Below are 24052 nucleotides of genomic sequence, written 5' to 3'. Positions count from 1 at the left end.
TTATTTATGAATTAAAAAATCTATTTTATTGGGAGTCATCCGTATTGAAGATACTAAATCAGTTTTAGATTCAAGTATCGGAACTAAATAAGTTAAGTTGTTATTCAATGATTGTTTGTAATCACAGTAAACGGAGAATGATTTCTTATTTACTTTACTAAAGTTTTTTAAACCTATTTTGTATGTAATATCCACAGTTTTTGGAAAAATATTTATTTTCTCGCTTTTGGGAGAATTTTTAATAATTATAGGAATGGTTAACTTTCCTTCGGTAAACTTTTCAACTTTAAATGTTATTACGGCTTCCTTTTGCTTAGATTTAATATTTGTGTTAGGAAGTATTAAGTTGACTTTTTTTGAAAAGTTTGCGTCAAGATCTACTAAATTAACTTTTTCTGTTAATACGTTATGAATCTCATTAAGCGCCTCTGTACTTCCTGATAAAGCTATTGAGTCAGGAGTTATTTTAATAGGTGAAGCAATATTATATCCTTTTTTGTAATTAATATTTAAATCAGGCGAAAGCGGTACTTTTTTAGTTGATAGGTTTCCAATCTTAAACTTGAGAGTATCTTGTAGTGAGGTGATTAAAGAAATCCCTGATTTTAACTGTTTTTGAATTTGATTAGAAAAACTATTACTGAGTAGATAGTAATTATTTTTAGATGTTTTTTTAAGATTTTTTAGATCAAAATTAATTTGATGATTGGAGAAACCAATATTAATTAGTTTAAAGCCAGTTCCTTTTACTTGTAAGGCTAATTTTTCTTGAGGTTTTTCTAATAAAACTTTATCTAGACCTAGATTGGTGTACGAAACTGGAACACTAATTTCTGTGGTGTATGTTTTAGATAGATTCATTAATAACCAAAAAAGGAGTGAGGCTATTAGAAAACCAATAAAAGTTTTGGGTATGTTTATAGCTTTTTTCAAGGCGTTTGTTTAAATAAAAAAGTGAGCTTTAAAAGCTCACTTTAAAAATACTGTTATTTTTTTAATTCAGTATTGTATTTTTTACTTAGCTCCATGGATATGGCTGAGCGTTCAAATTTTATTTTTCCAGCTCCAGTTTCTATTGATACTGTGTTGTCATTATCATGAATTTCTACAATTTTTCCGTGAATACCACTTGAGGTAACAATTTTAGCTCCTTTTTTTATTGAGGTTTGAAATTGTTTTTCCTTTTTTTGACGTGCCATTTGAGGTCTAATCATAAAAAAATAAAGAACACCAATCATTAAAACAAACGGAAGCATACTCATTATTCCACCGCTACTAGCTTGTAAAAAAATAGTTTGTAATATCATTTTAATTACTTTTTAGCTTTAGGAGTTACCATACCAGTAATCTTTACAATTTCTCTACCACTTTCAGTGTTAGTATGTAAAGTAACAGATTTAGACTGTTTGTTTGGTTTACCACTTGTATTAAAGCTTACTTCAATTTCTCCACTTTTACCAGGAGCAATTGGTTCTTTAGGCCAAACAGGAACGGTACATCCACATGTTGCTTTAGCATTAGTAATTACTAAATCAGATTTGCCTTCATTTGTAATTGTAAAAGTAGTTTTTACTACTTCACCTTCATTTACAGTTCCAAAGTCATGAGTTTCTTTATCAAATTTTGCTACAGGAGCTCCTTTACTAATATTGTCATCTCTTTTTTGAGCGTTGGCAATATTTTCCTTTTTTATTTTTGATTTAGCATTTCCTTCTCCACATGAGATAAAGAAACAAGTAGAGATAGCTAAAGCTAGGGTTAGTACTATTTTTTTCATTTTTGTAAAATTTGTTTGCTGTAAAAATAATAATTTATTACAATAATCCTCTTCCTATTTTTACCATTGTGTTATTCGCTAGAAAGTCTTTAGCCAACTTATCTAAAACTCCATTAACAAAATGGCCGCTTTTATTGGTAGAGTAATCTTTAGCTAATTCTATATATTCATTAATTGTTACTCTACTAGGAATTGAAGGGAAATGTAAAAATTCAGTAATAGCCATTTTTATTAAAATCATATCTATATCAGCTATTCTGTCAGCTTCCCAGTTAGGGGTTTTATCCTTAATATTTTCTTCGTATTTATGCTGATGTAACATGGTTTTATTTAATAAATCAGACACAAACTTCTTGTCTTCATCATCCTTGTATAATTTACCTAGAATAAAGGTACTTTTAGGAGATTGTTTGTTTAATGTTTTTAACACCCAGGTGTTTACAAAAGGAATGTCATCAGACCAAGAAATCATTTTGTCTTCAAAATAATCTGCTATTTTTTCATTAGGAGCAATAATATCTCTGAAAAAATTGATAACAAAGCTACGATCTACATTATAGGAATCCTCAACAGTATCCATGTATTTTTTATACAAATCACTAGCTATTAATTCATCAAAAATTATTTGAACATATTTGTCATCTAAATCCCAGTAGTTTAATTTGTTTAATTCTACATAACCTTCTAAACTCACACTTTCGTTAAGTAGGTTCAATAATCTGTTATTTACAAATTTAGTGTTTGGGTTTAGGTCTTCCTTGGTGGCAAGTATTTTCTTTTTTGAAAGTTCGATTTTTTTTCGAGCTAGTTTTTGAATTTCAACAAGCAGTTGAAGGTTTAAAACATACAAATCAAACATTTTTTGAATACTGAATTTCAAGAATTTTTCCTCTTTAATCAAGTCAGTATTACTTGATTTTTGCATCGAATAAACCGATTGCATTACTTTAACTCGAATATGTCTTCTATTTATCATTTTAAAGAACTTTATAAAAAAAGAGCGATAGATGAATTTCTAACGCTCTGCAAAAGTAAAACTTTTATTTTTTTTAACTAGTTATTTTGCTCTTTTTTACGAGCATCAATTCTTGCCTGTGCAATGTTAAAAGCAGCTTTATGAGTAGTGATATTTTCCTTCTCTGCTAAACTGAAGATTTCTAAGGTAGTATTATAGATGTTCTCGGTTCTTTTAATACTTTCTTCCTTACCGTAACCAGCAACTTCAGCATAAACATTTATAATTCCACCGGCATTGATTAAGAAGTCAGGAGCGTAAGCAATGCCTTTTTCTTGTAGTAACTTACCATGTTTAACTTCATTAGCAAGTTGGTTATTTGCTGCTCCAGCAACAACTTTTGCTTTTAACTTATTAATAGTAGTGTCATTTAAAGTTGCACCTAAAGCACATGGAGCATAAATGTCAATATCTAAATCAAAAATATCATTTCCTAAAACTACATTAGCGTTGTATTTTTTGCTTAGTTCTTCTAAACGGGCTTCATTAATATCGTTTAAAATTACTTGACCACCTTCTTCGGTAATGTGTTTTACCAAAGTTTCACCTACATGTCCAACACCTTGTACAAGTACTTTTTTTCCTGCTAGGTTATCAGAACCAAACTTATATTTTGCAGCAGCTTTCATTCCCATGTAAACACCATAAGCAGTTACAGGAGAAGGATTGCCAGAACCACCTATAGATTCAGAAACACCCGTTACATGTGGAGTAACTTCTCTAATAATATCCATATCCCTAGTTTCCATACCTACATCTTCAGCAGTAATATATTTACCGCTTAAAGAGTTGACAAATTCACCAAATCTTCTCATTAATTTGTCATTCTTTTGAGTTTTAGCATCACCAATAATAACTGCTTTACCACCTCCTAAGTTTAAACCAGTAATGGCAGATTTAAAAGTCATACCACGAGAAAGGCGTAACACATCATTTAATGCTTCCCATTCACTTTTGTACTGCCACATTCTTGTTCCTCCTAAAGCTGGACCTAAAGTAGTATTATGGATACCTATTATTGCTTTTAAACCTGTATCTTCGTCGTTACAAAAAACGATTTGTTCATGATTGTCAAAAGATAGTTGACCAAATACTGGATCTCTTTTAAGATCTTTAGTATCAATGATTTCTGATGTCATCTAGTATATGTTTATTGTTGAGGTTATTTTGTTGAATTAATAAAAATTCGATGTAAAAATATATAATTGTTAAAACATGTGCAAAAAATGGCTGTTATTTTGTATTATATTTAACAGGTGTACGTTTTTAAATAAGTTATTTTTGTAAAAAGAGTATATAGAGTTTTGAAGGCATTACAATATTTAAATAAGTATTTTATAAAATACAAATGGCGCTTATTAATAGGTGTTATTATTACAGTGTTATCTAAATTATTAGCTTTAAAAATACCTGTTATAATAAGAGATTCGTTGAATATAATAGAACATTATATAAAGGGAGAGGTAACTGATTTAGCATTGGTAAAGAAGGAGTTGTTACACAATATACTTTTTATTATTGCTGTAACTTTAATAGCTGGTTTTTTTACTTTTTTAATGAGGCAAACTATTATAGTTATGTCAAGGTTAATTGAGTTTGACTTAAAAAATGAAATTTACCAGCAATATCAGAGACTCTCTATCAATTTTTATAAAAAGAATAGAACAGGCGATTTAATGAATAGAATTAGTGAAGATGTTTCTAAAGTTCGTATGTATTTTGGACCTGCAATTATGTATTCACTAAATATGATTGTTTTATTTATAGTTGGATTTACACAAATGATGCAGATTGATGCGACATTAACTATGTATACTTTAATTCCATTTCCGGTTTTATCGATTTCTATCTTTGTTTTAAGTAGGCAGATTAACAAAAGAAGCACTATTGTCCAGCAGTATTTATCGAAATTAACAACTTTTAATCAAGAGTTTTTTTCAGGGATTAATGTTGTAAAATCTTATGCAATAGAAAAAGAAGTGATAGCTAATTTCGATGTATTAGCTAATACAAGTAAAGAGAAAAATATAGAGTTACACAAAGTACAGGCTTTATTTTTTCCATTAATGATTTTGCTTATTGGAATTAGTAATATTATAGTATTATATGTTGGAGGTAAGCAGTATATAGCAGGAGAAATTCAAGTAGGTGTTATCGCTGAATTCTTTTTATATGTTAATATTCTTACTTGGCCAGTAGCAATTGTTGGATGGGTTACTTCCATAGTTCAGCAAGCAGAAGCTTCTCAACAAAGAATTAATGAATTTTTGAAGCAAGTGCCAGAAATTAAGAATACTTCAGAAGAGGTTTCAAATATTGAAGGAAAAGTTGAGTTTAAAAATGTTTTTTTAACGTATGATGATACAAATATAGAAGCTTTAAAAGGCATTAGTTTTACAGTAGAAAAAGGAGAAACTTTAGCAATTTTAGGTACAACAGGAAGTGGGAAATCAACAATAGTAAATTTAATTTCTAGGCTATATGATGTAACTAAAGGAGAAGTGTTATTAGACGAAAAAGAGATTAAAAGCTGTAATTTATTTGATGTAAGAAATCAAATAGGTTTTGTGCCACAAGATCCATTTTTATTTTCAGATACTATTGAAAACAATATAAAATTTGGAAAAGAAAATGCGACTCAAGAAGAAATTATAGAAGCAGCTAAAAATGCAGTAATTCATGATAATATTCTAGGATTTAAAGAAGGTTATCAAACTATTTTAGGAGAAAGAGGAGTAACTTTGTCAGGAGGGCAAAAACAACGAACTTCTATAGCGAGAGCAATTATTAAAAACCCGAAAATTTTAATTTTTGATGATTGTTTATCGGCTGTAGATACAGAAACCGAAGAGAAAATTCTTTCTAATTTAGAAAGAGTTTCTAAAAATAAAACAACATTTATCATTAGTCATAGGGTTTCATCAGCCAAAAACGCTGATAAAATCATTGTTTTACATGAAGGAAAGATAGTGCAACAAGGTGTTCATAATCAATTAATAGAAGAGGAAGGATACTATAAAGAACTATATGAACAACAACTTTTAGAAAAAGAAATGTAAGGTTTCGCATTGTTAAGTCAAATATTTTTTTAGATTTGTTGAGGAATTTTAAATAAACAACTATTACTTAAAGCAAGAATTATGAGCGAGAGAGTTGAACAAGAAGAAATTTTTTCACAGGTATTAAGAGCTGGTAGAAGAACTTATTTTTTTGACGTAAGGTCTACCAAAGCAGATGATTATTACTTAACGGTTACGGAGAGTAAAAAATTTACACATGATGATGGGTCTTTTCATTATCAAAAGCATAAAATCTATTTATACAAAGAAGATTTTACAGACTTCAAAGAAATGCTTAATAAGGCAACAGATTACATAATAAACGAAAAAGGTGAAGAAGTAATTAGTGAACGTCACCAAAAAGATTATAAAAAAGAAGAAGTACCTGTAGGAGCATCGGCTGATAGCTTTACAGATGTTTCTTTTGATGATATATAAGCAGTAAATTAAAGTTGTTTACCACTATTTTGGAGATAAATTCTCCTAAAGAATAATAGTGTTCAAAAATTTCAATTCAAATTCAATTTACACAACAAAACCACCAAATAAAGTTTTTATCTTGGTGGTTTTAATTTTATAGAACTTATAGCTTTAAAGTTAGTATGTGTAGCTTATAAAACTCTTTTCATAGTAAGAGTTTTAGCTACAGTTTCATCCCATTCTTTTTCAGGGATACTATCTTGTGTAATGCCACCCCCTACATAAATTGTAGCTAAGTTGTTTTCTATTTGCATACAGCGAAGATTTACAAAAAGCTCTGTAGCTTTATCTTTAAGGTTTAATTCTCCTAAAAAACCAGTATAGAACAAACGATTATATCCTTCGTTTTCAAGAATAAATTGTTGTGATTCGTTTTTAGGGTAACCACATACAGCAGGTGTTGGGTGTAGTGTTTTTATTATATCTGTGGCATTGTTTTTTATAACTCCGCTAATTTTAGTTTTTAAATGCAATAAGTTACCTGCTTTTACTGTTTCGGTTTTATTTGTGTAAACTTCTTTACAAGTTTTCTTTAGCTTGGTTGTTATATAATCAGTAACCAGTTGTTGTTCTTCAATCTCTTTAGATTGCCAAATAATCTCTTTGTCAGGGGTGAAAGGTTGTGTTCCTGCAAGAGACATTGTCTCGAATTTAGCCCCGTTTATCTTTACCAATGTTTCAGGAGTAGCCCCCAACCAGAGTCCCACTTTAGGGTGATACCAAATATAAACCAATGCATTGTTATAGGTATTTAAAAGTGTTTGAAGAATAACCTGTGCATCAAAGTTAGATAAGTTAATAATTTCTTTTCTTGATAAAACTACCTTCTTAAATAAACCTGTTTTTATTGCTTTAATAGCTCTTTTAACTACTTCAATATGTTTTGATTTAGAAGAAGTATCCGAATAAAAATTATTTAAGTCTTTTAATTTAGTATCGTAGTCAATCTTTTCTTCTAATAGTGTAGCATTGTTCCAAGGAATTAAAATAGCTTCTTTTCTGTTATCAAAAGGAGCAAAAATAAAACCGCTACCATTATAGTGTTTAGTGATGTTTAAGATGTTGTCATTTTGAAAAACACCTTTTAAAATTGTACTATTAGGTTTTCTATAGGCAACAAACGGTAATTCTTCCTTTAAATAAAGATTTATTTTTTTTAAAATACTCAATAGACTTGTTTTAAAAGTTGTTGTTTTATTTGTGAAAATTGACTCCAAATTAAATCGTGTCCAGTACTGTTTAGCGTGATTAAATTAAATTGTTTGTTAGAAAAGTGCTTTTTTAAGTATAAAGAGTTTTCATAAGGGACAATCCAGTCTTCATTCCCGTGAATACAAACAATAGTATTAGGAGTGTTATTCCATTTATTTTCAAATTTTCGCAAATCGGATTTGTGAGAAATTTTTTCTTTAGAAGCTTCTTGCCAAATTTTAGGAACTAGCCATCGAGTGATTTTCCATTTGTAAAAGTTCAATAACCAAGGCATAGGTTCTACTTTACTATATACAGCAGGCGCAAAAAGTAGTATTTTTTTTACTTGCTTTTTACTGGCTAAAGCTATTGGCCCGCCATAAGAATATCCTGCTATGATTATTTTTTTACTAGGAATAGTTGAAATAATAGCATCTAACAAATCACGTTCAAAAGCAATACTTTCTTGTACATGATTTTTGTCTTGGTAATTATAGCCAATTCTATCGTAAGAAATAAAATTGAATTTTTTTAATAAATCTTCATCCATCATATATTTAGCAAAATCACTACTAGAACCAATGGTACCATGAACAAAAATAATAGTTGGAAGTTCTTGATTGTGGATACTGTTTAGGGTTCTGTACCTAAAACCTCTATAAGTTTTGTATTTTATTACGGGTTTAATAGCGGCTTGTTCAAACTTTTTTAAAAGCTTTTCATCAGAATTTGGAGAAGATATATATACGAATAAAGCATACACTCCAGTAAGGAGGATTGCTAGTGTAATTCCAATAATTTTTAAAAGCTTTCGGAGTTGCCTCATTATTTTTTATCTAACACAATATTGGTTAACTTGCCAATAGAAATCAGGTTATTTTCCTCGTCTACAATTTTAATTTCCCATAAATGAGTAGTTTTCCCTTTGTGAATAGGTTTAGCAGTAGCAAAAACAACACCTTCTTTTTTACTTTTAACATGATTTATGCTTAATTCTAAACCTTTAGCTATTTGAGTTTTGGTGTCAATAAACAGAAATCCAGAAGCACAGCTACCAACTGTTTCAGCTAATGCAGCAGTAGCTCCTCCGTGTAGTAAACCATAAGGTTGATGTACTTTAGGAGTCACAGGCATTTTAGCAGTAACAAAATCTTCACCAACATCTGTAAACTCAATTTCTAAAGTTTCCATCAATGTATTTTTGTTAAAGCTGTTTAATTTATCAAGAATCTGTTGCTTATTCATAAGGTAAAAGAAAAATCATCCAAAAATACGTATTTTTGTAGCTATAAAAAACAATAGAATGTATAAAGTACGTGCAATATTAGATACAGAGGAAGATGTAATTAGAACTCTTATGATTGATGAGAAAAAATCATTAGAAGAGTTACACTCATCAGTAGCTAAAGCATTTGGTTTTGAAGGCAATGAAATGGCATCATTTTATAGAACAGATGATGAGTGGAATCAAGGAGAGGAAATTCCATTGTTTAGTATGGCAGAAGCAGGAGAGGGAATTTCAATGGCTAGTTGTATCATAAGAGAAACGTTACCTAAACTGAATGATAAATTAATTTATGTGTACGACTTTTTAGATATGTGGACGTTTTTTATCGAGTTAGTAGAACAGACTGATACAAAAGCCGAAGAAAAAGTAATTTTAGAAGTAGGAGAGGTGCCAAAAGAAGCACCTAATAAAATATTTAAAGCAGATGATTTTTTAAATGATTCTGGAGAAGAAGGTTTTAAAGATGAATTTGAAAGTCTTGATGATTTTGACTTTGATAATTATTAGTTATGGCACAATTTATAAAGTTATATAACGAAAACCCAAACCCTAAAGAGATTGAGAAGATTGTAAAAGTATTGCGAAATGGAGGATTGGTAATTTATCCAACAGATACTGTTTATGGGTTAGGATGTGATATAACAAATACCAAGGCTTTAGAAAAAATAGCGCAGATTAAAGGAGTAAAGTTAGAAAAGGCTAACTTTTCTTTTGTTTGTAATGATTTAAGTCATTTGTCTGATTATGTAAAACAAATTAATACACCTACGTATAAAATATTAAAAAGAGCTTTGCCTGGACCTTATACTTTTGTACTACCAGGAAGTAATTCACTACCAAAAGTATTTAAAAAAAGAAAGACAGTTGGTATTCGTGTGCCTGATAATAACATAGCACGAGCTATTGTTGCAGCTTTAGAAAATCCAATAGTATCAACTTCTATTCATGATGAAGATGAAATTATAGAATATACTACAGATCCAGAGTTAATTTTTGAAAAGTGGCAAAACATAGTAGATATTGTAGTAGATGGAGGTTATGGAGATAATTATGCATCAACTGTTATAGATTTAACTGATGATGAACCTGAAGTGATAAGGGAAGGAAAGGGAAGTTTGGATGTTTTATAGTTTGCTACAAAAATTTCCTAATGATAGTGGACCTATATATCAAGAAACGATAGAAGGTCGTTTACCAGTGGAACCTTTCAATACTTTTAGTAACCTTATTTTTATAGCAATTCTAATTTATTTTGGTAGAAAAATAGCTAAAAATCCTAAACAACATCCATTTTTTTTATTTGCCATTCCAGTAATATTTATAAGTTGGATAGGAGGAACAATGTTCCATGGTACAAGAAGTCATGAGTTTTGGTTAGTGTTAGATTGGTTACCAATTATGATTGTTTGTTTAGGTGGTATTGTGTATTTCATAGGTAAGATTACCAAAAAATGGGGACAACGAATTTTATTGTTCTTGAGTTTTTTATTGCTTTCTATTTTGCCAAGAATGCTACCATTACCTAAAGAGTATAGAATATCATTTGGTTATGTAGTAACTGCAGTAACTGTAATCACTCCTTTTATCTGGTATGCTTACCGAACACAATGGAAAAACATACAGTATATAATTTATGGCTTTGTTATTTTTGGAGGAGCAGTCTTGTTTAGAACTTTAGATAACCTTGTTGTTTTACTACCCATGGGAACGCATTGGTTGTGGCATACATTTGGAGGAGTTGCTGTTTTTTTTCTACTCTATTATATTTATCAAGATAAAAAAGAACTTTTGAAGAATAATTAGCTTTACCATAATGCTAAAAATGATAAAGCTAATATGAGTTAAAAAAAGATATTATTCGTAAATCGTATTAGTAGTTGAAATCAACAAAAATTTCAATATCATCCCAGCTAAATAAAATTTTACCATTGCCAGCTCTATGCTTACCAAAAGCAATTCCAAAAGCCTCTACAGGTTCACTTGTGCGTTTTACAGGAACATCAAATTCCAGTACATTTTTTGAAGCATCATAATCATAAGCCCCCCAAGTAAATAAATTAGAATTGAAAATGACTTTCCAAGAATCTTTATTAGGAACAGTATAAAGGGTATAACTTCCAGCTTTTAATTTTTTGCCCTGAATGGTAATGTCTTTATAAACGTTTATTTCGGTAGTCTGATTGGCACCAGTCCTCCAAACTTTTCCGTAAGGAACCAATTCACCAAATATTTTTCGATTCTTTTTTTGAGGTCTACTATAAATAATTCTAGCTACAGGTTGTGTGCCTTGACCATCTGGTCTAAAAACAGCAAAATCAAGAGGGCTTGTATCAAGGTCTTTAATTTTTTGACCGTATGAAAGATTAAAAAAACTGAAAAGTAATAATGTTAAAAGTACTTTTTTCATAATGTTAACGTATAAATTAATGTGGATTATAAATTTAATAAATGATTTTTATTTGTGAATTGTCTTTAAATCTCCCAGTAATTAGCCAGCCTCCAAAATCTTCAGAAACAGCCATAAGCAATATGTTTTTTCCTTTCTTAAGAGGTAAGTAGACAGCATCAAATAAACCAATAGTACCTAAGTATCTATAATCTCGAGACCGCCATTTATTTGTTCCTCTATAGATAGGTATTCCATTTAAAATAGTAGTAACTCTATCACTATATCCGAATTCAAATAATTTGGTTTGATTTTTATCTGAATAAATTTCAATTTTTGCAAAAACCGTATTTTTAGATTTATTATTGAATAGTTGTGCTTTTCTTGAAATATTAGCAGCCGTACCTTCTTCAACAGAAATAGAGTTTGTCCATTTTCTAGATGAGATTAGTTTTTTATAAGTATTAGGTGAATCAAGTAACTTTTCTTCAAATTTATCTGAAATTTTCCATGTGGGAATTAAGTTTTTTAATGCTTTTCGTTCTTTAGGCTTAAAGCCTGCAATTCTTGTAGTGCTGGTATTTATTTTAATATTGGCTAAATGCATTCCAGATAATCTTCCACCATTAAAACTAATACTGCCGCTTTGTGCTTTGTGAAATAAGTGCCATGATAAGTTAGGTTTTTCAGTTCCGTCTAAAAAAACTTGTGCTTTATCATTATTAACAACTAGTTTAACATGTGTCCAATCATTAAATTTATAACGATATGGGAAAGAGTATTTTTCTCCAAAATACAGTTGCCATGGAGTAACACCATTGGTAAGTGGTACGGCTTGATTACCATCTGGTTTTCCAGATAAATGTGGTCTTATATACCATTTTTCACCATCAAAATTTTTAGTTGTTCTAAAAGTTATTCCCGGAAAAGCTTGTTCTTCTTTTAAAAAAATATCAAACTCAATAGTCCCATTTAAAAAAGTTTGATTTTTAAGTGTCATACCACCAGCTTGTATATAGATAGCTTTCTTTCCTTTATACTTTTCAATAACATAAGCTTTGGCTTTTATATCCCAATGTGCAGTATCTATAGGAATGTAGTTCTGTGTGTAAATACTATTGCTAAAAAATAGTAAGATTAAGATAGTTGTAAACCTCATAATAAAGAATATTTGTAAAAATTATATTCAAAAATCTATATTTCTGTATTTCAGTAAAAAACAAACCCGTTCAAGTTGGTTCATAGTTGTTCAAGTGGTTATTTTTAGTGATTTTTGTGATTATGAAGTTGTATAAAGATTATAAAGAAGTACAAGTCTGTTTGAACTTAATAGAAGAAAAGTTACAATGGGGGAAAGCTAAAAATTGGCATAATAATGTGTTTATTGAATTGAGTGAAAAAATTCAAGAAGAAACAAAAGTACTTTTAAGTCCAACTACATTAAAAAGAGTTTGGGGAAGGGTTAATTATGAAAGTGCTCCAAGTATAAGTACGTTAAACACCTTAGCTCAGTTTGCTGGTTTTTTAAATTGGAGAGATTTTAAAAGTAAAAGAAAAAAGCCCAAAGTTACTATTTATAAACAAACAGTATTAGCTAATATCAGAGTTATTATGCTTTCTGCTTTTATAATAGCAGCATTATTTTTCTCTATATTTTCTATGTCAACCAAGAACCAGATAAAAAGAGCAGATTATACTAAGGTACTTTTTAAAAGTAGACCTATAGCCAATGGTTTGCCTAATTCGGTAGTGTTTGATTTTGATTTGAAAACAATTGAAGCGGATGATTTTTTAATTCAACAGCATTGGGATCCAACCAAAACTATAAAGATTCATAAAAAACAAAAACAAGCTACAGGACAATATTATTATCCAGGATATTTTAGAGCGAAACTTTTAGTTAATAAAAAAATAATTAAAGAGCATGATTTGTTTATAAAGTCAAATGGATGGATAGGTACTATTGATTATAAGCCAATACCTAAATACATTGAAGAAAAGAAAGTTTTAAAAAATAAAAGTTTGTTGTTTGCCGAAGAGACTATAAATGAAATTAAACAGAGCAGTGAACCAGTAAACTCTACGTATCATTATGTAGATGATCTGGGAAATATTTCAGGAGATAATTTTGAGTTACATACTTCTATAAAACATTTGTTTATTGATAAATGGGGTGTTTGCCAAAAAACTACGATTACAATCATAGGAACAAAAAGCGCAATTTTAATTCCTTTAACTATTTCAGGTTGCGTTTCAGAAATAGGAGTAATGTTTAGTGAAAAATATTTTGATGGAAAGAAGTATGACTTGTCACCCTTTGGAACAGATTTGTCTAGTTTTAAAAATATTAAAATTAGCGTAAAAAATAAGCAAGTACGTGTGTTTTTAAATAAACAAGAAATATATAACGAAACATATACAAAAACACTTGGTAAGGTTGTAGGAGTTCGTTTTAAGTTTAAAGGAGTGGGAGAGGTTAAAGGTTTTTCTTTGAAAAACTTATTAGGTAAGGAGTTCTTGAATTTGTAGACCTAATCTTAATCTAGCTTTTCAAACTTTTTTCTTCCTAAAATAAAATACTGCCAAACAACAGAAGTATGAAGGTTGTAATTAGCTTTCTTTTGTAGTTTTCTTCTTTTACCTAAAAATCTAAAAAAGTTTTTATAAAAACTTAAATGCGCTTTTAAAATAGCTAGAGTGTGTATAGGTCTTAATTCTAAAGCAAATTTAACTCCCGCAATACCATCTAAAACTAAACGAGAAAAAACCACGAATAAAAACCATCGTTTAGGTACACTTTTAACTACATTTAATAAACTGTTTCTAAAATTTAAAAACGTTTTATGTGGGTTACTTTCTTGTAAGGTAGCCCCACCCACATGAAATACAGTAGAGGCTCCTACATATTTAACCGTATAACCTTCATTTTGGGCACGCCAGCATAAATCAATTTCTTCTTGATGCGCAAAATAATCCTCATCAAAACCTCCTAAACTATGATATATCTCAGAGCGTATAAACATACAAGCACCGGAAGCCCAAAAAATTTCGGAAGTATCATTAAACTGGCCGTTATCAGCTTCTAAGTAATTGAAAACTCTACCTCGGCAATACGGATAACCAAATAAATCTATAAAACCCCCGCCAGCACCAGCATATTCGAATTTAGTTTTCTCTTTGTAATCTAATAGTTTAGGTTGAATAATTCCTGTATTGGGTTCTTTTTTAAAGGTTTCTATAACTGGAAGCAACCAATTTTCCGTAACTTCAATATCAGAGTTTAATAAACAATAAATATCGGCATCTATATGCTGTAAAGCATCATTGTAACCTTTAGCATAGCCACCATTTTGGGAATTTTCTACAACCTTTACTGTTGGAAAATATTGTTTTATGTATGCAATAGAATCATCAGTAGAAGCATTATCTGCTACATAAACTTCAGCAATTTTAGAACTAAAGCTAACTACTGAAGGTAAAAATTGCTCTAACAATTTTTTACCGTTCCAATTTAATATGACAATGGCTGTTTTCAAGACGCCAAAAATACACTTTTAAAGCGACTTAAAGAGGTAATAATTTGTTAATTATAAATGGGGATATCTCTTAGAAAAACATACGATTCATTTTTGGTATCTAACATGCAATAAAAATGTTGTAAACCATTTGTAACTACCAAAAAGTTAGCTTGTAATTTCAAGTTATAGCGTGCTATTTGATCAAAAGTATTTTGGGTAATCTTAATATGTGGCGCCTTACATTCCACTATAATGTTAGGAAGTCCATCTTTACCAAAAATAACAATATCAGTGCGCTTTTTTAAATTATTAATTATTAATTGTTTTTCAATAGCAATTAAAGAAACAGGATATTTTTTTTCTTCTAATAAAAAATGAACAAAATGTTGTCTAACCCATTCTTCTGGGGTTAGTACTACATATTTTTTTCGCAAACTATCAAAAATAAGCGTCTTATTTTCGTTACTTTTGAGCCTGAAATCGTATGTAGGTAAGTTCAACTTTTGCATTGGTCAAAAATAGGAAACTTTCAATTTGTAAACATCCATAAAGTTTATTGTTTTAAATGAGTGACGTAAACCATATAGTTAGCGATATAAAAAACGGAAACCTGAAGCCCATTTATTTTTTAATGGGAGAAGAGTCGTATTACATTGATAAAATATCGGAGTATATTGAGAATAATGTACTAGATGAATCTGAAAAAGGTTTCAATCAAGTGGTTATGTATGGACGTGATGTATCTATTGATGAAATAGTTTCTTCAGCCAAACGCTTTCCAATGATGGCAGAACGTCAGGTGATTATTGTAAAAGAAGCACAAGATTTAAGTAGGACTATAGATAAAATAGAAGCCTATGCTAACAATCCACAACCTACCACAGTTCTTGTATTTAATTATAAGTATAAAAAGTTAGATAAGCGTAAAAAAGCGTATAAAGCCATTGCTAAGAATGGGTTGATATTCGAGAGTAAAAAATTGTATGAGAATCAGGTTGCAGATTGGATTAGAAAAACTTTGGGAGCTAAAAAATACAATATTGAGCCTAAATCGGCGCAAATGTTAGTAGAGTTTTTAGGGACTGATTTAAGTAAAATTAACAATGAATTAGAAAAGTTAATTTCCATTTTACCAGCACAAACAATTATTAATCCTTCACATATAGAAGAGAATATAGGTATTTCTAAAGATTTTAATAATTTTGAGCTTCGTAAGGCAGTTGGGCAAAAAGATGTGGTAAAAGCTAATAGAATTATTAATTATTTTGCTCAGAATCCAAAAAATAATCCTTTGGTAATGACTATTTCTTTACTGAATAGTTTTTTTACACAGTTATTAATGTATCATGGGTTAAAGGATAAATCAAAAGCATCAGTAGCAAAAGCTTTAGGAGTGAACCCTTATTTTGTTGATGATTATGTTACAGCTGCACGTAATTATCCAATGCGAAAAGTATCACAGGTAATTGCATTATTACGTGATGCTGATGTTAAGAGCAAGGGAGTTGGAGCTAATGGAATGCCGCAATCAGATATTTTAAAAGAGTTACTATTTAAAGTGTTACATTAGTAAGTATCTAGCTAAAGTGAAAAGTTCCAAGAAAGAATAAAGTTAGTTGTAGTTGTTTTAACTGATTCATTATTTAGGTCATATACACTACTAGTGTTTAAAAGCCCTAAGCTATGTCTAACCTCTATAGTTAATGAGTTAGTCTTGTCTAGCTCAAACTTTTTCCCTAAACCTGCAGATATGGCTAAATCAAATATATTAGCATTATCATTAAGATTGTCTTCTTGGCTTATTATTTCAGAATGCGTATTTAAAAGAAAGCTCATGCTAGGGCCAGCATTTATGTATAAACGATTGTTATTACCAAATTCAAATTTTAGTAGAATAGGTATAGATAAATAATCAAAATTAGTAACTTCCTCTGTTTTGCTAATAAGGCGTGTAAACTCATCATAAACTGTTCTAATACTGCTTATCTTTTTTCTTACATAATTAATTTCACCTTTTAAGGAAATTTTATTTTTTAAATGATATGTAATACCAACTCCAATTAAATAATCCAGTCTAGAATCATTATCCTTTATTAATTCGTTTCCTCTTAAACTAGAATTAGTTATCCCAGCACTTAGGTTGTACTTTTGTTTGTTTTGTGAAAAACAATTAAGAGTATAGAAAAAAATAAAAGCTATAAAAACAAGCGTTTTTTTCATTAAAGTTAATATTAAGCCTTGGTTATGCAAAAGTAAAACATATTATAGTTTAAGAAATATGTTAAACAAGATTATTTTAATAGGTTGTTTTTATATAGCTGGAGGCTTATTAAAAAAGAAAAACACCATTTTTTTAATGGTGTTTACTAATAGTATTTTCTGAATTAAAATAGATTTAAGTTATTTCCAACTACTACCATTTGAGTTTATTTTGTTTGTTGGGTGTTGTTCATTCCAAAGTCTGGAAAGATAACGTTTGTCTGTTAAATCTTTTTGCCAAAAACTTAACCAACGTAGATGTTTATCTTGAGCATTTTCAGAATTTAAAGGATCTCCTGGGTCTAATGTTAAAATCTTTCCTGTGGCTTTGTCAAATCTAACTTGAAAGTCAGGAATATCTGTTTTTTTTATGTAAGGAGTTAATAAATCAATACTTTTTAGAGCATTGGCTCTTATTACTTCAGCCGCTTCTATAGTAGGTTGTTGACAAATATATTTTAAAATTTCAATACTAAACTTCTTTACCTCATCTTCAGAGAAAGCAGTACCCTTTCTAGGTATTTCAAAACCATCAATTTTTTCTTCTAAAAAAGCAATTTTAGTATCAGTTCCATCTTGAACGTTAAAAACAGCTTCTTCGGTAGTAGAAACGCCAAGGTCAGGAGTAAAAACTCCATTCTTTTTCAAAGTTAATATTTGGTCAATTTCAGCTTTAATTAATCGCTCTTTAGATATTGAAGCGCTTAATACAATCCATGAAGAATTGTTAACTCCATAAGCTTTTTTATTAACGCCGCCTCCAAATAAGGTAAAATAAGTTGTATCGGTTAAGTTTTTAGTAGTTGCTAGTTCTTTTACTTCTTTAAAAGATAGTTTACTCATATGGTAAATTAATTTTTAATAATTATGTTTAGTGTATGCAAATTTAAAAGTAAGAATGATGCCTTTAAATTATTATTTTCGCCACAAAAATAAACACAAATGATTACAGTAGATCAATTAACAGTTGAGTTTAGTGGGAAAACTTTATTTAAAGACGTTTCTTTTGTAATAAATGAAAATGATAAAATTGCCTTAATGGGTAAAAATGGTGCAGGAAAATCTACTATGATGAAAATTATAGCTGGTGTTTCTAAAGCAACAAAAGGAGGTGTAAGGAGTCCTAAAGATACTGTAATTGCATACTTACCGCAGCACTTATTAATGGAAGATGACTGTACGGTTAAAGAAGAAGCAGCCAAAGCATTTGATGCCATTTTTAAAATGAAGGAAGAAATGGAGGCGTTAAATAAGCAGTTGGAAACTCGTACCGATTATGAATCGGAAGAATATATGAAGATTATTGAACGAGTATCAGATTTAGGCGAAACCTATTATGCACTTGAGGAAGTAAATTATGAAGCTGAGGTTGAAAAGGCTTTAAAGGGACTTGGGTTTAAACAAGAGGATTTAAACAGAGCCACTTCAGAGTTTAGTGGAGGTTGGCGTATGCGCATTGAATTGGCAAAAATTTTATTACAAAAGCCAGATTTAATATTGTTAGATGAGCCTACGAATCATGTAGATATTGAGTCGGTAATTTGGTTAGAAAATTTCTTATTAAATAAAGCCAAAGCTGTAGTGGTTATATCACATGATAAAGCGTTTATTGATAATATAACTAATAGAACCATAGAAGTAACTATGGGGACTATTCATGATTATAAAGCGAATTATTCACATTATTTAGAATTAAGAAAAGAACGAAGAGCCCATCAATTAAAAGCATATGAAGAACAACAAAAGTTTATAGCAGACACAAAAGCTTTTATTGAGCGATTTAAAGGAACCTATTCAAAAACAAATCAAGTAGCTTCAAGAGAAAGAATGCTTGAAAAATTAGAATTAGTGGAAATAGATGAGGTAGATACTTCTTCTTTAAAGTTACGTTTTCCACCTTCTCCAAGGTCTGGAGATTACCCTGTTAGAGTAGAAGGGTTGACTAAAAAGTACGGTGATTTAACAGTTTTCAAAGACGCTAGTTTTTCTATCGCTAGAGGCGAAAAAGTTTCCTTTGTAGGACGAAACGGAGAAGGAAAGTCAACCATGATTAAAGCTATTATGGGAGAAATAGATTTTGAAGGAGAGTGTGGGTTAGGGCATAATGCTAAAGTTGGTTATTTTGCTCAAAATCAAGCGTCGTTATTAGATCCAGAATTAACCGTGTTTCAAACGGTAGATGAGGTGGCTGAAGGAGATGTGAGAACGCAGATAAAAAATATTTTAGGACGTTTTATGTTTGGGGGAGATGATATAGATAAAAAAGTAAAAGTTTTGTCAGGAGGTGAGAGAACACGTTTGGCAATGGTGAAATTATTATTGGAACCAGTAAACTTATTAATATTAGATGAGCCAACCAATCACTTAGATTTACGCTCTAAAGATGTGATTAAAGAAGCATTATTACATTTTGATGGTACGTTGATTCTAGTTTCTCATGATCGTGATTTTTTACAAGGGCTCTCACAAAAAGTATTTGAGTTTAAAGATCAACGTGTTATAGAACATTTTGAAACAATTGATGCTTTCCTAGAACGTAATAATATCAATGCCTTAAAAGAGATTGATTTGTAAAAGAAAGGCTTCATGCACTTGTGTATAGCGTTTCCTTAACAAAACAAAAGCTTCGTGCACTAGTGTATGGTGATTCCTCAACAGAACAAAAGCTTCTCGCACTAGTGTATGGAGTTTCCTCAACAGAACAAAAGTTTCTCTCATTAGTGTATAGCGTTCTTCAACAAAACAAAAGCTTTCCGCACTAGTGTATAGCCATTCTGTAACTGTACAAAAGTTGCTTGCACTAGTGGGTAGCATTTGTTTAACTAAGTGTATCAATTAAAAATTTATACGTGGCGTATTACTCTTTTACTAGCCATAAAACAGAATCGCCTTTATCATCATCTTGTGTGGTATCTTCATCAATTCCAATTCCGTTAATCAGATTGGGTTGGTACGATTGAATCATTTGATATCCGCGATTAGCTACATTAGGAACATTACTCATAGATTTCCAAAAGTGTTGGAATTTTAAATCCCAATATAATTGTTGACTATCTAATACAGCGTTGGCTCCAACGTAAATACCCGGAATGTATTTGGCTTTATAAACAGCATCATACCAAGCATTACAGTAAGCAATTACATCATCACTAGTTGTTCCTGTAGCAATGCCTTCTAGATCACACCAAATATTCATTCCTTTAGGTAACCCTATAGAAGTTGCATTATAGGCGGCGTTTTCTCCATAGGTAGTTCCTAAACTTCCAGTAGGAACCCAACCAGGATTAGATACGTGTTGTACTGCACTTAAAGCTAATCCTGAATTTAGAATATCGTTTGCTTCTTGAAAACTTAAATCTCCGTCATGTTGACCTTTTCCTCTTGATAGATAACGAAAGCAAAAGGAATAGCCATCTTCTTTAAATTTAACAGCAGTATCTTTACTAATAATTGTGTCAGAGTCAAAACCTCTAAGTCCAGCAGGGGCTTTGGTAACCTTTCCAGGTAATTGTTGTATTGTGGTATTCATAATTAAAATTGGTTAGTTTATTGATAAAAATAATTAAAAAGGTGAAGGACTTTTTTCTTTTGCAGCTAAAAATTGATTTACAATTTGCAAAACAAAATTAGGTGGATTACCTAATATAAGATTAGATCTTGAATGATGTGGAGTTCGTTGTATTATATCACTGTCATTGTAGTATATTTCAATTAAACGAATATCTTTTGTAGGATTGTTTTTAGCTGCCTGTTGGTCTTTTTTAAACTGCTCTTCATTAAATATACCTCCTTTTTTATAATTAGGAACATCTTCATACAAAATATTTCCATAGGCATAATTAAATCCTTGTCTTCTTGGATGCCAACCAATGTTTCTGCAATTGGAATGCTCAAGAGTTAATCTACCATTTTGAAAATATAACGTAGGTAGTTGAGTAGGAGAAAATTGTGTATATCCTATTAGGTTACCCATTTGTTCAGCTTTGATAATAGGGCGTATAGCTATATTTTCATATTCAGGGCCATTTACATGTTTAAAAAATACCCCCAAAGAATAATTATAGATAACCTTATCTTTAGGATATAAAAAGTATAGATCGGTATCATCGGCAAAATAAAAATCAGGAAAATAAGCATTAGCTTTATTTCTAGATACCAATACAGGAGGCTTTTGGGAATAATCGTAAATCATAATTAAAAATTTTAATAAAATGCCTACTCTATGCAGTTTTCGGCTTCCCTGTTATTTGTATTTTTATAGGGGTAATTGTATTGTTGAAAATAGGAATCGACTTAATGTTTTTGTATTTAAATGTTTTTTGGAAATCCTCCAGTTTCAAATCAAACCAACGCTTATCTTGAGTTTGTTTAGGACTTGTATTTTTAGAGTGAATATGACCTATATATAAACTAATAGCTTCATGATTTGGGCATATTTTTTTAGAAGAAGAGGCCCATACAAAAGCATTGTCTTCTCCGCAGTTTATATTGGGGAAGGGGTTAGATTTCCAAAATTGATACGTATAACATAAGGTAGCTCCGTAAACCCACTTTCTTTGATGCAACGGGTACTTATATTGTGAAACTTTAGAAGTTAAAGGTTCATAAAAACAAGGAGAGCTTAATCCAGTTATGTCTAAATTGTTATCAATTAGAAAAGTGATTTGTTTTTCAATCCAATTAGTAGCATAAAAATCATCATCATCTAAATGAATTATAAAGGCTCCATTACTCATTTGGCAAGCCATATTTCTTTTACTACCGATATCTAGTTTTTTATCAATATGAACGTAACGTATCGCTGGATTTTCTGGAATCAGTTGTTTTATGCTAGACTCACTATCATCAATAATAATTAATTCTTTATTAGCATAAGTTTGATTTAAAAATTGCTGTACAGCATTTTCTATAAATTCGGGACGATTATAAGTTGGCATAATACAACTTACTAAAGGCGTATTTTGTTTTTTATAAGTTAAAGGTTTTACTTTTTCTTTGAGGTTTAAGTTGTCAACGCTTTTTTGTAATGCAATTAAAGAAGAGCTTTGCTTTAAAATTTGATATGAGTTTTGATTAATTAATTCATTAACAAAAGATAATACACCAGGGAAACTAGTACAGTAATCATGAAAAAGAATTAAAGTGTCTTTTTTAAAAAGCTTTTCAAAATGGTAGAAATCTCTAGCTACACTTGCATAATCATGAAGTCCGTCAATTAGAATTAAATCTACTTTAGTAGTATAGTTTGTTAAATGAGGTGTTACTTTAATTACTTCAATCATACCCGCTATTTCTAATTTATTAAGTGTATCATAAAACTTATCATAGGATGGAGGATATTGATCTATTGTGGCATCTTCAGCTCCTAATCTCCCTGTAAAATTATCAATAGCTACTATTTTAGATGCTTTATTTATGTGTTGTGCTGTTAATGAAATGACAGAAGTTGCTTTACCACAATAACTTCCTATTTCCAAGAAAACTGGCTTTTTGTTACGTTTAGCTGTTAAAAATGCAAGCTCAACAAGTAATGCTAGTTCATCATTATTCAACCAACCTTCAATAGGGTTTGTTTTTATTTGAATAGTATTAATTAGTGAAAGTATTTCTTTATTAATAGGGCTATATGGAAGAATGTAATTTGAGAAAGCATTTCTAACATACTTTCTGTTTATATCTTTTACGTCTCTAGAAACTGGGTGAATCCAATAGCATGTTTTCTTATCTATTGCCTGCTGTATTTGTTGCGTAGTATATTCTGTTTTATATTTTACATAATCATAGGTACACGGATTTTTAACAATTGTATATCCTAAGGCAATGGTTAGTGTGGGGAGTAAAATTTCTTCACTAGCCCAAATTTTAGTAGTTTTTAAGAGTTCTTGTAATAATGTATTATTTCTAAAAAGCAAAACCAAATCTTTAGAAGCATTATAGGTAAATACAGTAGAAGGCCAAAAAGTCCAATGTAAAAAAGCGTCTTTACCATTGGGTAGTTGATTTAAAAAAGGTTGCCATAACTCTTTTTCTTTATAAGCAGTAACAGCAGGATGAATTTCGGTATCTATTGGAAGCCTATCAGGTATTTGACCTAGCATTCCTAAGTTTGGATTTTGTGAAAATGTATCAGCTATAAATGAACTATAGTTTTTTTTACATGCTAATTGATCCGAGTCTACTATGGTAATAGTATCAAATTCCATATTATCAACAGCGTACTCCATACAGTCTATAGCAAAATCATGAAGCCATCCCCATTGTAAAGGTTTGGGATTAGGAAAAATAATAACATCATATTTATGAAAAGGGAAATGTTTAAATAAATCAATGTTAGTACCGCCATTGTAGAGTATGATTTTTGATGTAGGATCTGAATATTTGAGGTTTCTTACTAAATCAATAATGCAATCTTGATTTTCATGTACCAAACAAATAAATATGTTTTTAATAATAGTCATTACTATAAGTTTACTAGGTTATTAAAATCATGCATATCATTCAACCCAGATAAAGAATAAGTATACTTTATTAAATAATTAATGAAAGTATTTACAGGTCTTGTTTCATATTGACTTACTCTTACGGAGGACGGATCATTTTCACTGGTTGGAACTCCGGTATAGGCATTAGTATTTACGGTAGAAGTTCCTTCACTACTTTCACCAGGAGCAGGAGCACCTGTAGGTTTAGTATAGGTGTGTTGATGTGTTTGGAGCGCATCTTTTTGAATAGAACCTACTCCTGTTTTGGTGCCACCAGGAGGAGCAATTCTGTTTTCAATACTAGCTGTATCTGTACCAATACCTCTTAAAAACTGTCCTCTTAAGTCAGGAAGATTAAAACATAAGTCATTTCCTGAACCAGAACTTCCATACAGTTTGCCAATAGCAGCATATAGTTCTGGATAGTTAGCAGCTTTTAAGGCTGTTCCATCACAAAGCATCCAACCATAAGCCTCAATTGGAGAAGTTACAAAAGGAGTAGTGGTATTTTGTATATTTTTATAACTATCAATATTTCCAGCAAAAGCAATTACTGTTCCTACTGGTGTAGTAATATTATATAAAGAAGAGTTCATA

General features: G+C 30.3%; 26 protein-coding genes. 8 read left to right on the top strand and 18 right to left on the bottom strand.

Translation table 11 applies throughout. The features are described from left to right. The 5 genes from ABNT65_RS08590 to ABNT65_RS08570 all read right to left on the bottom strand — a co-directional run bounded on the left by ABNT65_RS08590 (position 1) and on the right by ABNT65_RS08570 (position 3931). The gene (locus ABNT65_RS08590) at positions 1 to 933 is read right to left on the bottom strand and encodes a YbbR-like domain-containing protein (protein WP_348704592.1); all 933 of its coding nucleotides are present in this window, start codon (positions 931 to 933) and stop codon (positions 1 to 3) included. Positions 934 to 986: 53 nt separating this feature from the next. Further along, on the bottom strand, positions 987 to 1307 hold the full coding sequence (gene yajC / locus ABNT65_RS08585) for a preprotein translocase subunit YajC (protein ID WP_348704593.1): 321 nt from the start codon (positions 1305 to 1307) through the stop codon (positions 987 to 989). 5 nt (positions 1308 to 1312) lie between these two features. Then, on the bottom strand, positions 1313 to 1777 hold the full coding sequence (locus tag ABNT65_RS08580) for a DUF1573 domain-containing protein (protein ID WP_348704594.1): 465 nt from the start codon (positions 1775 to 1777) through the stop codon (positions 1313 to 1315). 37 nt (positions 1778 to 1814) lie between these two features. Further along, entirely contained in the window at positions 1815 to 2753 is a 939-nt protein-coding gene (gene nusB / locus ABNT65_RS08575) for a transcription antitermination factor NusB (RefSeq protein WP_348704595.1), read from the bottom strand. A gap of 77 nt (positions 2754 to 2830) precedes the next feature. Beyond that, entirely contained in the window at positions 2831 to 3931 is a 1101-nt protein-coding gene (locus ABNT65_RS08570; protein WP_348739017.1) for a Glu/Leu/Phe/Val dehydrogenase, read from the bottom strand. Between the two features lie 165 nt (positions 3932 to 4096). On the opposite strand from ABNT65_RS08570, the gene ABNT65_RS08565 reads away from it, so the two are divergent. Next, a complete protein-coding gene (locus ABNT65_RS08565; protein ID WP_348704597.1) occupies positions 4097 to 5851 on the top strand; it encodes an ABC transporter ATP-binding protein in 1755 nt (584 codons plus the stop codon). 81 nt (positions 5852 to 5932) lie between these two features. Continuing rightward, positions 5933 to 6289, top strand: a complete 357-nt coding sequence (locus ABNT65_RS08560) for a PUR family DNA/RNA-binding protein (RefSeq protein WP_348704598.1) — start codon at positions 5933 to 5935, stop codon at positions 6287 to 6289. Positions 6290 to 6462: 173 nt separating this feature from the next. Here the strand turns inward: ABNT65_RS08560 and ABNT65_RS08555 are convergent, their stop codons facing one another. Genes ABNT65_RS08555 through ABNT65_RS08545 form a run of 3 tightly spaced genes read right to left on the bottom strand, consistent with a single transcriptional unit; the run spans position 6463 to position 8767 of the window. Then, entirely contained in the window at positions 6463 to 7500 is a 1038-nt protein-coding gene (locus ABNT65_RS08555) for an isochorismate synthase (RefSeq protein WP_348747664.1), read from the bottom strand. Beyond that, positions 7497 to 8348, bottom strand: coding sequence for an alpha/beta fold hydrolase (locus tag ABNT65_RS08550; protein WP_348747663.1), 852 nt, complete (start codon positions 8346 to 8348; stop codon positions 7497 to 7499). The genes ABNT65_RS08555 and ABNT65_RS08550 overlap by 4 nt, the downstream gene beginning before the upstream one ends. Beyond that, entirely contained in the window at positions 8348 to 8767 is a 420-nt protein-coding gene (locus ABNT65_RS08545; protein ID WP_348704601.1) for a PaaI family thioesterase, read from the bottom strand. Before ABNT65_RS08545 ends, ABNT65_RS08550 begins: the two co-directional genes overlap by 1 nt. Positions 8768 to 8825: 58 nt before the next feature. On the opposite strand from ABNT65_RS08545, the gene ABNT65_RS08540 reads away from it, so the two are divergent. From ABNT65_RS08540 to ABNT65_RS08530, 3 genes are read left to right on the top strand one after another with little or no spacing between them, the layout of a single operon-like run. After that, complete coding sequence (locus tag ABNT65_RS08540; protein ID WP_348704602.1) at positions 8826 to 9317, top strand: IS1096 element passenger TnpR family protein; 492 nt, start codon at positions 8826 to 8828, stop codon at positions 9315 to 9317. Between the two features lie 2 nt (positions 9318 to 9319). Further along, the gene (locus tag ABNT65_RS08535; protein ID WP_348704603.1) at positions 9320 to 9940 is read left to right on the top strand and encodes an L-threonylcarbamoyladenylate synthase; all 621 of its coding nucleotides are present in this window, start codon (positions 9320 to 9322) and stop codon (positions 9938 to 9940) included. Position 9941: 1 nt separating this feature from the next. Beyond that, positions 9942 to 10613 (top strand): hypothetical protein, encoded by a 672-nt coding sequence (locus tag ABNT65_RS08530; protein WP_348739012.1) that lies wholly within the window; start codon positions 9942 to 9944, stop codon positions 10611 to 10613. Positions 10614 to 10680: 67 nt separating this feature from the next. Here the strand turns inward: ABNT65_RS08530 and ABNT65_RS08525 are convergent, their stop codons facing one another. Together ABNT65_RS08525 and ABNT65_RS08520 are read right to left on the bottom strand one after the other, a co-directional pair. Beyond that, entirely contained in the window at positions 10681 to 11217 is a 537-nt protein-coding gene (locus ABNT65_RS08525) for a DUF2911 domain-containing protein (RefSeq protein WP_348747662.1), read from the bottom strand. Between the two features lie 34 nt (positions 11218 to 11251). Continuing rightward, entirely contained in the window at positions 11252 to 12355 is a 1104-nt protein-coding gene (locus ABNT65_RS08520) for a hypothetical protein (protein WP_348747661.1), read from the bottom strand. A 122-nt stretch (positions 12356 to 12477) separates the two neighbouring features. On the opposite strand from ABNT65_RS08520, the gene ABNT65_RS08515 reads away from it, so the two are divergent. Beyond that, positions 12478 to 13725 carry a hypothetical protein gene (locus tag ABNT65_RS08515; RefSeq protein WP_348747660.1) on the top strand — a complete coding sequence of 416 codons (1248 nt, stop codon included), beginning with the start codon at positions 12478 to 12480 and terminating at the stop codon, positions 13723 to 13725. An 8-nt stretch (positions 13726 to 13733) separates the two neighbouring features. Here the strand turns inward: ABNT65_RS08515 and ABNT65_RS08510 are convergent, their stop codons facing one another. Both ABNT65_RS08510 and ABNT65_RS08505 read right to left on the bottom strand, forming a co-directional pair. After that, positions 13734 to 14732, bottom strand: coding sequence for a glycosyltransferase family 2 protein (locus ABNT65_RS08510; protein WP_348704608.1), 999 nt, complete (start codon positions 14730 to 14732; stop codon positions 13734 to 13736). 47 nt (positions 14733 to 14779) lie between these two features. Then, entirely contained in the window at positions 14780 to 15223 is a 444-nt protein-coding gene (locus ABNT65_RS08505) for a type I restriction enzyme HsdR N-terminal domain-containing protein (RefSeq protein ID WP_348704609.1), read from the bottom strand. 56 nt (positions 15224 to 15279) lie between these two features. Between ABNT65_RS08505 and holA the strand changes: the two genes are divergently transcribed. After that, entirely contained in the window at positions 15280 to 16284 is a 1005-nt protein-coding gene (gene holA, locus ABNT65_RS08500) for a DNA polymerase III subunit delta (RefSeq protein ID WP_348704610.1), read from the top strand. Positions 16285 to 16295: 11 nt separating this feature from the next. Here the strand turns inward: holA and ABNT65_RS08495 are convergent, their stop codons facing one another. Together ABNT65_RS08495 and ABNT65_RS08490 are read right to left on the bottom strand one after the other, a co-directional pair. Next, entirely contained in the window at positions 16296 to 16934 is a 639-nt protein-coding gene (locus ABNT65_RS08495; protein ID WP_348704611.1) for a porin family protein, read from the bottom strand. A gap of 180 nt (positions 16935 to 17114) precedes the next feature. Next, the gene (locus ABNT65_RS08490) at positions 17115 to 17816 is read right to left on the bottom strand and encodes a hypothetical protein (protein WP_348704612.1); all 702 of its coding nucleotides are present in this window, start codon (positions 17814 to 17816) and stop codon (positions 17115 to 17117) included. A gap of 99 nt (positions 17817 to 17915) precedes the next feature. Here ABNT65_RS08490 and ABNT65_RS08485 point away from each other — a divergent pair, with 99 nt between their 5' ends. After that, positions 17916 to 19547 (top strand): ABC-F family ATP-binding cassette domain-containing protein, encoded by a 1632-nt coding sequence (locus ABNT65_RS08485; RefSeq protein WP_348739006.1) that lies wholly within the window; start codon positions 17916 to 17918, stop codon positions 19545 to 19547. A 283-nt stretch (positions 19548 to 19830) separates the two neighbouring features. On the opposite strand, the gene ABNT65_RS08480 is transcribed toward ABNT65_RS08485, so the two are convergent. From ABNT65_RS08480 to ABNT65_RS08465, 4 genes are read right to left on the bottom strand one after another with little or no spacing between them, the layout of a single operon-like run. Further along, positions 19831 to 20502: a DUF1906 domain-containing protein gene (locus tag ABNT65_RS08480; protein WP_348704614.1), complete on the bottom strand. Its 672-nt coding sequence runs from the start codon at positions 20500 to 20502 to the stop codon at positions 19831 to 19833. 33 nt (positions 20503 to 20535) lie between these two features. Next, on the bottom strand, positions 20536 to 21165 hold the full coding sequence (locus tag ABNT65_RS08475; RefSeq protein WP_348704615.1) for a hypothetical protein: 630 nt from the start codon (positions 21163 to 21165) through the stop codon (positions 20536 to 20538). Positions 21166 to 21193: 28 nt separating this feature from the next. Continuing rightward, positions 21194 to 23431 (bottom strand): glycosyltransferase, encoded by a 2238-nt coding sequence (locus ABNT65_RS08470; protein ID WP_348747659.1) that lies wholly within the window; start codon positions 23429 to 23431, stop codon positions 21194 to 21196. A 2-nt stretch (positions 23432 to 23433) separates the two neighbouring features. Next, positions 23434 to 24051, bottom strand: coding sequence for a phage tail protein (locus tag ABNT65_RS08465; protein ID WP_348747658.1), 618 nt, complete (start codon positions 24049 to 24051; stop codon positions 23434 to 23436). Between the last annotated feature and the right edge of the window lies 1 nt (position 24052).

This window comes from Tenacibaculum sp. 190524A02b (assembly GCF_964036645.1).
Classification (GTDB): Bacteria; Bacteroidota; Bacteroidia; order Flavobacteriales; family Flavobacteriaceae; genus Polaribacter; species Polaribacter vairaonense.
The sequence above is the reverse complement of the archived record's forward strand: the minus strand, read 5'-3'. Positions and strand labels throughout refer to the sequence as shown.